13 protein-coding genes are annotated in these 12,511 nt (G+C 35.5%); 4 read left to right on the forward strand and 9 right to left on the reverse strand.

What is annotated here, in order from left to right:
- The first annotated feature begins 19 nt into the window (after window positions 1–19).
- A complete protein-coding gene (gene ku, locus H9632_RS07120) occupies window positions 20–838 on the forward strand; it encodes a non-homologous end joining protein Ku (RefSeq protein ID WP_191703421.1) in 819 nt (272 codons plus the stop codon).
- 69 nt (window positions 839–907) lie between these two features.
- Here the strand turns inward: ku and H9632_RS07125 are convergent, their stop codons facing one another.
- Entirely contained in the window at window positions 908–1,453 is a 546-nt protein-coding gene (locus tag H9632_RS07125; protein WP_191703422.1) for a glutathione peroxidase, read from the reverse strand.
- A gap of 176 nt (window positions 1,454–1,629) precedes the next feature.
- Here H9632_RS07125 and aac(6') point away from each other — a divergent pair, with 176 nt between their 5' ends.
- Window positions 1,630–2,064, forward strand: coding sequence for an aminoglycoside 6'-N-acetyltransferase (gene aac(6'), locus H9632_RS07130; RefSeq protein WP_191703423.1), 435 nt, complete (start codon window positions 1,630–1,632; stop codon window positions 2,062–2,064).
- Window positions 2,065–2,095: 31 nt separating this feature from the next.
- Window positions 2,096–2,341 carry a hypothetical protein gene (locus H9632_RS07135; protein WP_191703424.1) on the forward strand — a complete coding sequence of 82 codons (246 nt, stop codon included), beginning with the start codon at window positions 2,096–2,098 and terminating at the stop codon, window positions 2,339–2,341.
- 674 nt (window positions 2,342–3,015) lie between these two features.
- On the opposite strand, the gene H9632_RS07140 is transcribed toward H9632_RS07135, so the two are convergent.
- From H9632_RS07140 to H9632_RS07165, 6 genes are all read right to left on the reverse strand, one after another.
- Window positions 3,016–3,750 carry an alpha/beta fold hydrolase gene (locus H9632_RS07140; protein WP_191703425.1) on the reverse strand — a complete coding sequence of 245 codons (735 nt, stop codon included), beginning with the start codon at window positions 3,748–3,750 and terminating at the stop codon, window positions 3,016–3,018.
- A gap of 89 nt (window positions 3,751–3,839) precedes the next feature.
- Window positions 3,840–4,349 carry a YfiT family bacillithiol transferase gene (locus H9632_RS07145; RefSeq protein ID WP_191703426.1) on the reverse strand — a complete coding sequence of 170 codons (510 nt, stop codon included), beginning with the start codon at window positions 4,347–4,349 and terminating at the stop codon, window positions 3,840–3,842.
- Window positions 4,350–4,385: 36 nt separating this feature from the next.
- Window positions 4,386–5,906, reverse strand: coding sequence for a succinate CoA transferase (locus tag H9632_RS07150; RefSeq protein WP_191703427.1), 1,521 nt, complete (start codon window positions 5,904–5,906; stop codon window positions 4,386–4,388).
- Between the two features lie 398 nt (window positions 5,907–6,304).
- Window positions 6,305–6,616 (reverse strand): ArsR/SmtB family transcription factor, encoded by a 312-nt coding sequence (locus H9632_RS07155; protein ID WP_191703428.1) that lies wholly within the window; start codon window positions 6,614–6,616, stop codon window positions 6,305–6,307.
- Window positions 6,617–6,651: 35 nt separating this feature from the next.
- Window positions 6,652–7,608, reverse strand: coding sequence for a cation diffusion facilitator family transporter (locus tag H9632_RS07160; protein ID WP_191703429.1), 957 nt, complete (start codon window positions 7,606–7,608; stop codon window positions 6,652–6,654).
- 152 nt (window positions 7,609–7,760) lie between these two features.
- Window positions 7,761–9,422, reverse strand: coding sequence for an ABC transporter substrate-binding protein (locus H9632_RS07165; RefSeq protein WP_191703430.1), 1,662 nt, complete (start codon window positions 9,420–9,422; stop codon window positions 7,761–7,763).
- A gap of 91 nt (window positions 9,423–9,513) precedes the next feature.
- On the opposite strand from H9632_RS07165, the gene H9632_RS07170 reads away from it, so the two are divergent.
- The gene (locus tag H9632_RS07170) at window positions 9,514–10,701 is read left to right on the forward strand and encodes an MFS transporter (RefSeq protein WP_191703431.1); all 1,188 of its coding nucleotides are present in this window, start codon (window positions 9,514–9,516) and stop codon (window positions 10,699–10,701) included.
- Between the two features lie 483 nt (window positions 10,702–11,184).
- Here the strand turns inward: H9632_RS07170 and H9632_RS07175 are convergent, their stop codons facing one another.
- Together H9632_RS07175 and H9632_RS07180 are read right to left on the reverse strand one after the other, a co-directional pair.
- Entirely contained in the window at window positions 11,185–11,721 is a 537-nt protein-coding gene (locus H9632_RS07175) for a DUF1572 family protein (protein WP_191703432.1), read from the reverse strand.
- Window positions 11,722–12,015: 294 nt separating this feature from the next.
- Entirely contained in the window at window positions 12,016–12,429 is a 414-nt protein-coding gene (locus tag H9632_RS07180) for a hypothetical protein (RefSeq protein ID WP_191703433.1), read from the reverse strand.
- Between the last annotated feature and the right edge of the window lie 82 nt (window positions 12,430–12,511).

Here is a 12,511-nt window from a genome sequence, read left to right on the forward strand (position 1 = left end):
AAAATGAGGTGAAATATGCATGCATACTGTCTGGAAAGGAAGTATTAGCTTTGGATTAGTCAATATTCCAGTGAAACTTCATGCGGCTACTGAAAATAAGGATATTAAACTAAGGCAACTTCATAAAGAATGTAATACGCCAATAAGCTATAAAAAAGTATGTGAAGGCTGTGAGAAAGAAGTAACTGAGGAAGATATCGTAAAGGCTTATGAGTACTCCAAAAATAAATTTGTCATACTGGATGCCGAAGAATTGGAAAATTTACGTAAAGAAAATGATGATAAAGCAGTTGAAATTATAGATTTTGTAAAGTTAGAAGAAATTGACCCCATTTATTTTGAAAAAACGTATTTTCTCTCCCCCGATGCAACTGGGTCAAAAGCTTACGCATTACTAAGAAGGACATTAGAAGAATCCGGTAAGATCGGTGTTGCAAAAATCATCATACGTTCCAAAGAACAATTAGCGGTGGTCCGGGTTTACAAGGATGCTTTAGTTATGGAGACAATCCATTTCCCTGATGAGGTGAGAAGTGTCGGTGATGTACCAAATATACCGGATGTGGATACTGTTGTTCAAAAGGAGCTCGATACTGCGCTCATGTTAGTTGAACAATTGACAACCGTGTTCGACCCTTCAAAATATACAGATGAATACCGTACGGCGCTAATGCAATTAATTGAAGATAAAAAGGCTGGAAGTACCGTATCAGTCAATGAAAAACGACCACTTCCTGATAATGTGACAGATTTAATGTCTGCCCTTCAAGCATCACTCGAAAAAACGAAAAAACCAGCACCAAGAAAGCGCACAACCCGAACGAAGAAAAACGCTTAAAATTAAAAGAGCAAATGCGCAATTATGCGTGTTTGCTCTTTTTAGTATCTTTTTTTGAAAAGCTGACGATTATAGCAACGTTTCAATAGCCTTTTCAATATCTATAAACGAACTATCCGGCTCAAATCTTTGAATGACACGGCCATTACGGTCTACGAGAAATTTCGTGAAATTCCAACGTATATTGCGGCCAATTAAATAGTCAGGGTAATTTGTCTGAATTCTGTCATACAAATGTTTTTGCTGCATTGTATCGCGGACAAATTCAGGACAATCAACTTCATGTTTTAAATAGTTGAATAAAGGATGAGTCTCCTTGCCATTAACATCTATTTTATCGAATACTTGGTAAGACACCCCGAACTGCGTTTTACATTGCAGTGCAGACGTTGCACCATCTTCGGGGTTTTGCTCACCGAATTGATTGCATGGAAATGAAAGAACGTTAAAACCTTTATTGCCGTATCGTTCAAATAATTTTTGTAAATCCTCATATTGATATGTAAAACCACAATTACTAGCCGTATTGACAATTAACATCACTTGATTTCGATACGTTTCCATCGATAAAATCTCACCGTTCGTTTTTCTTGCCAAATAATTATAAATACTCATTTAGATCCCCCTAATTTAAATTTCGGTAAATATTTTATCCTACTAATATATAGTACAAAACATCTATTAGAAAGTAAAAAATTAAGAGAGATTATCAGAAATATATTTTTTCTATTTAAGAAATTGATTCTCAAATTTTGATATTATATTATTATATTTCCAATTAGGAGGATACTATGATTAAATTAGCTTCGATTGAACAGGCAACTGTGACAGCACAACTTGCTTTACAACTTTGGCCAGATAATGATTTACAGGAATTCATTCAAAACATGGAAGAAGCGATTGAGAATCCTAACAGTGCTATCTTTTTGGGTTTTAGTGAGGAGGAAGTGATTGGGTTTGCTCAATGTCAGCTTCGATACGACTATGTAGAAGGAACAGATTCAAGTCCTGTTGGATATTTGGAAGGTTTATACGTAGTTGAACATTACCGTGAGCAAGGCTTTGCAAAAGGTCTAGTTCAAGCATGTGAACAATGGTCAAAGGATAAAGGCTGCACGGAGTTTGCGAGTGATTGTGAACTGTCCAATACAGCAAGCCTCCATGTACATTTAAAATTAGGCTTTACCGAAGCAAACCGCATAATATGCTTTACGAAAAAGCTTTAAATATGAAAAAATTTTATTATGTGTAAGTTTCTTGTGCTTAATATTTACGGTAATAGGTTGCAGTGAACAGGAAGAGGCTAAAACAGGTGAATTTCTTATAGGGAATTTTGGATTCGAACTTATATCAAAAGAAACTTATCATCTCGTTGTTCCATTTGAATGGACAGGCGAATCATCAGTAACAATAGATTCGATTGAGTTAATAAAAAGGACTGTATTAAATGATATTGTAGAAAATGGCGTAATTCAACCTACATTTGATGCTTTATATAGTTAGTATGAGACAAAGACAATGCAGAATTAATATCTACAAGAAAAAGAGAAATGAAAAAATGCACCCCTTATTGGGATACCGTCTGGAGAAAGGGAATGTTATGAATAGAAAATTCGGTGTTTTTTTATTTGTTTTCTTTTGTTATTTATTATGGCTATACTTCTCTATATATGAATCTTCAATTGATAACTGGTGGTCAGTAATGGAGATAAAAGATGCAACAACTGATGATATTCAAATAAGTGTCTCATTAGTAAAGGTCTTTGTTGGTACGGTTATATTTACTCTTAGTGGCTTTATTTTCTATTTATTGTTGAGAAAGAGAAGTTAGTTCAATAAGGATTTATAAAGAATACAAAACAAACTTAATAAACGTTCTGAAAGTTTGAGAACACGTCAAAAAGCCATAAACACTGATAATTTAACGTTTATGGCTTTTTGCTGGAACATTATGTATATGTTGTTTTATGCACGCTTTCATAAAGTCAGTTCCAGCAATAGTTTAGCCAACTTTAACTGAGAGCTGTGTTGGGAGTGGTATTGCATAAAATCGGGTATATTTCTTATCGTTGTAAATCCGTATGAATCTAATGGTACTCTTTTAGACAGTTCCCTTATTCTTAATGGGTAGCTTTCGCTTCAACCGCACCAATTAGTCTCGTAATCCGTACCATTGTTTATAGCCTTTGAATAAACTCGATTAAAATCGGGTTTAACTTCTCGGCATTACGCATCGGGAAATCATGACCTGCTTTTGAAATAGTCGCTGCATTACAATGCTCATTTTCCCCTAGCAATTTAAGGGAATCTTTTATGTCTTTGCTTTCACGCTCACCACAAATCGCAAGCATCGGTACTGAAACTTTATAAAAGTGAGGTAGATTGATAATATTTAACGTTTCAGTGAAAAACGCTCTGTAATTCTCTTCGGTAATTTTTTGGGCATACTCCCCCATATCATTCGCCTGCTCCTTCGAATAATTCCAATACTTCCCCTGCATTTTTACAATCCAATTTGATCGCAGCAGCCTCACAGTTATAGGAGCAAATTTACAATACATTTGAATTGTCTTTTCATTCGGCGATATATTCGCGCTAAGAAACACAGCAAATGAAAACAGCTCTGGATTGCCACTTACTAATTTGACCGCAAGCTGAGCGCCAATAGAATGACCAATAATACCAACATTCGGCTTCTTAAGTGCCCTTATCAATTCTACAATTTCCAGCGATAATTTTTCGGGTTCGTAAAGTATTTCAACTGACTTTCCTGCGCCATATAAATGAGGTAAAACGATATGATACTCTTTCAATAAATTATATTGCTGTGCAAATGTATGTACTGCCATTGCCCCATGTAAAAGTATGATTGTCGGACGATTAGGATCCCCGTATTGTTCGTAGTAAATCAAATTTACACCCCCTAGCTATTTAGAGATAATACTCATCATACCAAAAATTGGCTTATCAAGTTTAGATAAGCCAATTCTGTAATGAGCTATTATTTTGATAATGCGATTTTAATATGAGCTAAATGGTGCTCTTCATGCCATGCCAGTTTCGCTACCTTAGTCGCTACAGAAATTTCACCATTTGTTTCGTGCGTGAATACACGTCCTAATTGCTCTTCTGTTAAATGATGCGCTAAAGCTACAATACGCTCATTAATCCCCTCCAGCATTTTAAGAGAGCTTTCAACAGGAATTTCGGTATCCGGCTGAACTGCCCACTTTTCTTCATCAAAAGCCGGTACCGTAGGATTATCGTCTGTTAAAGCAAGTTTTAAACGTTGATACATATTCAACTGTGAGTCTGCAATATGGTGTACAAGCTGGCGGACTGTCCAGGCGCCTTCACGGTATGTTTTGTTTAATTCTTCGGTGCTTAATCCAGCCACCGTTTCATTTATACGAGTTGAATACGTTTCTATTTGTTTTGCCCACTCCTGAATATTATCTAATGTCACATTTTCAGGAACTGCTAATTTACCAATTGGAAATTGTACATCCATTTTTGAAGCACCACCTTTTTTTCAGTACAATCATTGTTAATTATTAATTTTAGTATCCTCGATTAGCATCGTTCCATGCTCTTTCAAATTCGTATGGAAAGAAAATGCCTTTTCTAGAATATGTGGTGTTTGACCGCCAACTTTCTCTTTCGCCTCTTCAAAGTAGGCACGTAATTGCGCTTGATAATTAGGATGCGCAATTTCAATTAGCTTTTCGGCTCTCTTTACTGGTGGGAGTCCGCGAAGATCCGCGTATCCTTGCTCCGTAACAATTACATCTACATCATGCTCTGTATGGTCAATATGCGACACGAATGGAACGATTGTTGAAATGGCACCATTTTTCGCTAAAGAAGACGTTACAAAGATTGTAATTCGGGCATTACGGGCAAAGTCACCCGATCCACCAATACCGTTCATGATTTTTGTACCATTTACATGTGTTGAATTGACATTTCCATAAATGTCGACTTCAAGCGCTGTATTAAATGAAATAACACCTAAACGGCGAATAACTTCCGGATTGTTTGAGATTTCCTGTGGTCTAAACATAATTTTATCTTTATACTTTTCCAAATCTTCTGCAAGTTGATCAACACGTTTTTTCGATAATGAGAAGGCAGTACCTGCTGCAAATTTCACGATACCTGCATCGATTAAATCGAATACGCCATCTTGCAGAACTTCCGAGAATACTTCTATATCTTTAAACTGAGATTTTTGCATGCCATTCAAAACAGCATTTGCAACAGATCCAACTCCAGATTGTAATGGAGCTAATGATTCTGGTAATTTCCCTGCTTCCACTTCACTGGCAAGGAAATCCAATAAATGATCTGCAATTTTCTGTGTTTCTTCATTTGGCTCAAATAACGGAGAAGGAACATCCGGCTGTTCTGATAAAACGATCCCTTTTACCTTGGCTGGATCTACTTTTATCCCGATCTCACCAATACGATCTGCAACACCGTATACCGGTATTTCTTTACGTTCACCTTGTGCCTTCTGAACATAAATGTCATGAAGTCCTTCATAAGCTTTTGGCGCCGTTGTATTGATTTCGATGATAACGTTTTCAGCCTTTTCTACAAAAATAGGCGAATTACCTACAGATCCAGTTGGGATAATCAGCCCATCTTCCGTAATAGCTGCTGCTTCGATAATAGCATAATCGATTTTCCCTAACGATCCTTTTCTCACTTCTTCTGCTGTATGTGATAAATGCTGATCAATATAGAATATTTCTCCTGCATTGATTTTCCCGCGCATAACGGCATTTCCTTGATAAGGAACACGTAAGCTAACGATATCCGCCTCTGCCATCGATTGATCTGCAGTTGGACCTAAAGATGCGCCAGTATATAAATTGACTTTGAAATTTTCTTTCTCACCACGTCTAGATAGTGCAAGTGGAAATTCTTTTGGCTCCCCGAAAAGTGTAAAGCCACTCATTCCAAGGTTCATACCGTCCTCAATCCAAGAAGCGGCTTCTTCTGCCGAAACAACTTTACTTAAAAACGCTTCATTTCTGATGAATTGACTTAAATCTTTTTCCATTAACAATCACCCCAAAATAGTTTTTTAATTCGTTGTTACGATGAATCATAAGAAATTCTTATTGCCAATTAAAAAATCCAAGACACTATATTTTTTAATTGCCTTATCTATATTGTAATGAGAGCATTCCCGTTCGTCTATTACATCATACCTATCATAATGATAGAAATAATCTATTATCCTAGTAAAGGGATTCATATAAAAAATCGGATTAAGGAATTGTTGAATCCCTTTAATCCGATCGTTTAACGATATAAAGCATACTTAATTTACTCTTGCACATTATATCGAAATCATAATATATATTTATGAATAATTTAGCGTGTGCTATTTTTTATATCTGGTACTTACAAAGGCTAAAGACTATGCAATTTTAAGCAACGAAATGAACTCTGACTTTAATGTTTTGCATGATCAATTGCCTGATGAAGCAGGTTGATAATATGATCATCGTCGCTTGAATAATACAATGTCGTTCCTTCCCGGCGAAACTTTACTAAGCGCAGATTTTTCAAAAAACGCAATTGATGGGAAACAGCGGATTGATTTAAATCTAGCGTTTCCGCTATATCATTTACTGAATGTTCCTCACAGCATAGCATATTTAAAATACGTATCCGCGTAGGGTCACTTAATGCTTTAAATGTTTGCGATACGACAAATAAAGTTTCGTCATCCAGTTCGTGTTGTGTTCTCTTTTCTATCGACATAATATTAACACTCATTTCTTATTAAATTAAAAGTATTAATGATGATGGTGGTGGTGATGTGCATTCGTATCCTGCTTGACTGTGCAATAAATGGAACTGTCATGTTTATGTGTATTAGTTTCAACTTGTATTGTCACATGGTGAATATTTTGATGAAGTAAGTCGTGTTCTATTTTATCGAGAAGCTGCTCGCTTTCTTTTATCGTTAAATTTTCATTCACTACTACATGGCACGACATGGCATTTAACCCACTAGTAATTGTCCATATATGCAAATCATGAATCGCTTTAATTTCACTATGCTGTTCAATCGTATGAATGATATCCTCCACATTTATATCTGAAGGTGTTCCTTCCATTAAAATATGCAAAGAAGCTTTCGTTAAGTGGTAACCGCTACGAATAACAAGTGCCGCTACAAATATGCTGGCTAATGGATCTGCCCAACCCCAATCAAAAATCAAAATAAGTAAAGCTGCCACAATGGCACCGATTGAACCAATCATGTCGCTAATTACATGTAAATAGGCTCCACGCATATTTAAATTCTCTTTCGTATCTGCACCGCGTAGCATAATCCATGCCACTAGTATATTTACCGCTAACCCAATACTACTAATGATTAGCATCCCTATTGATGCGACTTCCGGTGGATTCATGAACCTTTGGATTGCTTCATAGAAAATAAACAATGCAATAACGATTAAAGTTAATCCATTTAAAGTAGCGGCCAATATTTCAATACGTTTATAGCCGAATGTTTTACTGCCATTAGCGACCCTTTCAGCCAAAATGATGGCCAACAATGCAATACCAAGCGATACGGCGTCACTTAACATATGACCTGCATCTGAAAGAAGAGCAAGACTATTTGTCAAGAAACCTCCAATCGCTTCGACAATCATAAAGCTTGTAATGATTAAAAAGGAAATGAACAATACTTTCTTGTTCGTGCTATGAGAATGATGATGATGGTGATCGTGATCCCCCATTTAAAACCCCTCCACAATTAATTTTATATATATGAACATATACTCATATATAACTTATTATTTATTGGCAGAATTGTCAATTACATTCGCCTAAAAATTCATAAGCCCCTTACTTCTGAAAAAGAGTGAGGGGCTTATATTTTAGGTATTTATCATTTTTTATGTTCATTTGCCGAAATATAAAGTTTCCGATAATCAATTCGTCCATGGCTATCAAACACCACATGATCAAAGTTAGAATTATCCCGAACATAATAGTAATGCTTACGGTGTTTTAAAAATTTCAGATGGTATGACGTTTGCAGAAATTGCTCAAGTTCCTCAAATTGAAGCAATGGATTATGTGACGTTTTCGCTTCTTCAAATATATTGAATGCCTTACTACAATCCTGTGCATTCATTGTAGCAATTAAGTTTTTTCCGTATGTAGTGTAATAATTATAAAAGGATAGATTTAGATTCCTTAAAATAGCCATACCACCAACAAATAGGTCCATCTTATTAAATCGTTCTGCTGTTGGCTGTTGAAAATTAATACATTCGAGTTTCGCTTCAATATTATGCTCTGCTAAAATCTCCTGAAGCTTTTCTGCCTGTGGAAGATGGTTCACCCCTTCACGAATTTGCTGATACCCAATAATAATCGGCTCTTTCAAGTCGGGTTTTATTAGCTGTGGGGTTTCTACTTGTACTTTATTTGATGAAGTCAGCCAGCCGTACGCAGGTTGCTCGTAATACGGATTTAATACAAATTGCTCAGGTAAGATGTTATGCCATATATAGGCTCTTGCCTCTACACTTGAGAAGGCTTCACGGTTACTATTAAAAAATAAATATGTTGCACCTTCCTCCTGCTGTTCAATGACACGATAAGGTTCGTCCTCAATCGGCATATGGGAAATAGGACTTGCGACATCGCTTTCCGTTATAAACAGCTCCACTCGGTCAATCCAAGGACGTTCTTTAAAATAAGAATGAAACGCCTCCAAAATAATTTTGTCATTTGAAAGCTGCTTAAGCTGAAAGGGTCCACAGCCGATTTCTGGATTGAGGGATTTGGTTAGCATGACTAATCTCGGACTAGCAAAAAAGGTTGGCAGTAAGGAAAATGGCTTTTTCAGCTGTACAAGAAGTTCGTATTTACTAAGGACATTCATTTGTTCAATTTCATAAATTTCTTTGTAACGCTCACTAATATAGGCAATCGAAGCTACGACCTCCTCCGCCGTCAGTATTGTACCATCATGAAACTTGACGCCTTTCTTTAATACGAAAGACCATGTGCGATAATCCTGTGTATCATAGGCAAATACTAAATTATTAAATATATTGCCATTTTCATCAATCCCAAAAAGTGTTTCATGAATTTGCTCCATCATATGGGAATCATGTCTTGAAATTGATTCTAAAGGATCTAGAAAAAGTTCAACTTCATACATTTGCTGAACAAATATATGCTCATCTTCAATGGATTGCAGACCTAATTTTGAATTTAACCACGCCTGAATATTTAAATTTTGGGTCATGTCATAACGTTTTATAATTTCCAATGCGACTTCATAATTCCCGATTTCCCAAAGCTGAGATATCCATTCTAGTAAAATGGTATCTGAATTTCTCAGCATCGTAATAAACGGCTTCTTTCCCCGACCACGCGCGGTTTCCCATCGGATTTTCTGATTTTTCTCAAGCTGATGTACTATCGTTTTGGCGTAGCGTGTAGAACAATTTAAAAGCTCGGCTATTTCCGCAATAGACGTTTCCATACGTTGATCTTTCATAAAAAATTTGCTTAACGTAAACTCGTATTCCATAATTCCTCCTTAAAAGGTGAACAAGTCTATTTTTCCAATCACTTTTTGTTCCAGTTATTTTATTCTAAACTTCTTTAAGTGGAGGTGCTATATGAATTTACTTAAAAATCCAAATTTCCAGAAGCTGTATGTAATTTCATTATTAGTGAATATTTCAATGACAACATTTTCCTTTATATTACCGCTTATCTTGTATGAATATACAAAATCAGCCATTGCTATGAGTACAATGCGCTTAATGGATTTCTTACCTAATGTGCTATTAGGAATGTTCATTGGGGTGCTTGTAGACCGTATGAATCGTCGCCTAACTATGCTTTGGGGAAATGTCATCCGTACACTATTTGCATTTACTTTAACAGTAGTGCTAACGACAACCGAGTTTTCACTTTGGTCTGTATATGTGCTCGGTTTTGTTATTTCTTCGCTCGGCTATATGATCGGCAGCGCGACAAATGCGATTATGCCGCAGCTGTTTGAGCGTTCGCAAATGACAGAGATTCAAACAAGATTGTCGTTACAAAGTACCCTAATTTCCATTATCGGACCTGGACTATTAGGTATGCTTCTGCTTTGGAGTTCAAATGCTGTATTTTTATGGCTTTTTGTAGGTTGTAATCTGCTCATTGTTTTCGTAACAGCCCTACTACAGAAGGTACCTAATCCAAAACGGTCTTCTCAATCACTTTGGCAGGATTTAAAAGAAGGCTATGATGAGCTGATCAGAAATAAGTCGCTGTTTATACAAACATGGACAATTTTCTTTTCAAATTTCGCCTCAAGCCTAATTATCGGTGTGCTAACGTTTTATGCGCTAGATACGCTGCAGTTTACTAAAGAGGAGCTTGGCTTCATGCTAACACTATCAGCTTTTGGTGGCATATTGGGAGCAAAAATAATTAGACCGCTTCGTAATAAATATCGAAGAGGACAAATTTATACATATTCAATGGCAGTGGAAGTTCTTATTTTAATTACTTTTATGTTTGCACAAACTTGGTGGCTATTAGGGATTTTATTAGCCTTGCGTACAGCAATTTCAACGATGACAAATATTGTCTACCTTGCACTACGTCAAGAAACAACGCCCAATCATCTATTAGGTCGTGTTGCTGGTACAACTTCGATGATTATGAAACTCGCTTTACCTTTTGGCCTACTTGTTGGAGGTTACTGGGCAGATCACTTTGCCATTCCGCCGATATTTCTTATAAGTGCAATCATTATTTCCATTAATGTTTTCATTCTATTTAAAACGAAATTTACGAAAACGGTTTGAGCTGACGTTTTAAGGATGGGAGTAAGGGTGTATTCACTTCATAAAAAAAGCTTCCTAATTAAATAACGGGTTCGGTTGATGGGAAGAATAATATTAAAAACAATGTAAATGACACGCTAATTATATAAATGGCGATTAAAAATGCTCAGATTATTTCTGTGCGTTTTTTGATGAAATATTTAAATCTAATTGAGGTTACTTCGAAAAATGCGGATTTACAAACCATAAGGATATGCATGATTTTATACAAGAAAACCAATGACGCAACATTCCCCAAAATACGCTCAAACCGTTGTCCGCATTGAGTTTTAGTAAAAGTGTATAAAACAACGCATAAACAATGTACCAATAGAGTAAGCAGAAACGTTGATTTAATAACATTTCTGCCCTTTTCGCTTCTTGCCAAACTTGCATTTGGGAACGTTATTAGGTTAATTTTTATATGCTTTATAAATCCTTAATGAACTAAGGTGTCTTAACTTATTATCCTTTATGTTTTTTCTCCATATATTCTAAGTATTCCTTTGATTGTCCTTTTGGAATACTAAGGTTTTTCCAATCTTTATCCTTTACTTGTTTTCCAATGTAAACAACTTGTCCTATATGATAAGAATAATGAACCATTTGTCTTTCTATTGCATCAATTACTAGATGCTTTTCACTACGGATATAAATATTTTTTAATAAATCCTGCTCTTCCAAATTAGTTAATGCCTCAAAAAGTATCTGCCAACCTTTTTCCCAAATTCCAAACAATTCTTCCTTTGATACTCTAGACTCTTCGAATTCTTGATCTCGATTCCTATAAGATTTTTCTCCATCTGAAGTTAAAAAATCAGACCATCTAGACACCATATTTCCACTTAAATGTTTTACAATAACAGCAACATTATTAGATTCATCATTTAATTTCCAATGAATCTCGTCTTCTGATAATAGATTTATTGTCTTATCTCCAAGATTTTTGACACTTTTAAACCGTTCTAAGACAACTTTTAAATATTCCTTTCCCAAATTCATTAGTAGTACCCCCCCTTTAATTAGTTGTAATGTGTTGCTTAATTACTAAATAAACTTCATACAATTAGGTTCGATTAATAAAAGGAAAACCCTTCTTTAATTAAATGATATGGACCGATTGTTGAATAACGAAAATGCACGTAAAGCATTGTTTGGGAATTTATCGTTCACGAGCAGCCAAAATACCCCCTATTCAATTGAATAGGAGGTATTGGTTCCCAAATGTGAATGTTTATTAGGTTTACTTTGTATACTTTATAAATCACTGTTGCGTTTAGTTAAAGGTAATATTTCTTATTGAGATAAATGTTTGTAGTCTAATATTTCAATTTCGAAACCGTGATTACATTTCTGCTTATTAATCTTCTCACTATCACAGGACGGGGATATTCTTACCTTAACCAAATCTTCTTTAACATTCCCGTTAGGCTTTTTTGAAGGAATCTCAATTCTTACAGTAACATCATAGGAATGATTCTCGTTGTAAGTAATACCAACAATCCTTTTCCATTGCCAAATAAGACGATTATCTCCTCCATACTCTTTGATAACTCTTTTATCAATAGTTGGGAAGATAATGTCAGAAATAATATCCTCCGTTGTGACATACATTTCTTCTGCTTTTGGTATTGTTTCTGATTTTGCTACTTGCATAGAAGTAAGAACAATTAATATAAATCCTAATAAGACTAAGTAATGCTTAACCATCAACACTCACCCCAGGTTTACGTTTACTCCTTATTCTTCGTATCTTGTTAATTTTTATTCAATAAACCTACCTCGGTAGTTG

Origin of the sequence: Solibacillus merdavium (assembly GCF_014836935.1) — a bacterium.
Classification (GTDB): Bacteria; Bacillota; Bacilli; order Bacillales_A; family Planococcaceae; genus Solibacillus; species Solibacillus ferritrahens.

What these genes read in the sequence shown, in the direction of transcription:
- ku (WP_191703421.1), top strand. Translation starts at nt 20, where the DNA reads ATGCATACTGTCTGGAAAGGAAGTATTAGCTTTGGATTAGTCAATATT.
- H9632_RS07125 (WP_191703422.1), bottom strand. Translation starts at nt 1,453, where the DNA reads ATGAGTATTTATAATTATTTGGCAAGAAAAACGAACGGTGAGATTTTA.
- H9632_RS07145 (WP_191703426.1), bottom strand. Translation starts at nt 4,349, where the DNA reads ATGGATGTACAATTTCCAATTGGTAAATTAGCAGTTCCTGAAAATGTG.
- H9632_RS07150 (WP_191703427.1), bottom strand. Translation starts at nt 5,906, where the DNA reads ATGGAAAAAGATTTAAGTCAATTCATCAGAAATGAAGCGTTTTTAAGT.
- H9632_RS07155 (WP_191703428.1), bottom strand. Translation starts at nt 6,616, where the DNA reads ATGTCGATAGAAAAGAGAACACAACACGAACTGGATGACGAAACTTTA.
- H9632_RS07160 (WP_191703429.1), bottom strand. Translation starts at nt 7,608, where the DNA reads ATGGGGGATCACGATCACCATCATCATCATTCTCATAGCACGAACAAG.
- H9632_RS07165 (WP_191703430.1), bottom strand. Translation starts at nt 9,422, where the DNA reads ATGGAATACGAGTTTACGTTAAGCAAATTTTTTATGAAAGATCAACGT.
- H9632_RS07170 (WP_191703431.1), top strand. Translation starts at nt 9,514, where the DNA reads ATGAATTTACTTAAAAATCCAAATTTCCAGAAGCTGTATGTAATTTCA.
- H9632_RS07175 (WP_191703432.1), bottom strand. Translation starts at nt 11,721, where the DNA reads ATGAATTTGGGAAAGGAATATTTAAAAGTTGTCTTAGAACGGTTTAAA.
- H9632_RS07180 (WP_191703433.1), bottom strand. Translation starts at nt 12,429, where the DNA reads ATGGTTAAGCATTACTTAGTCTTATTAGGATTTATATTAATTGTTCTT.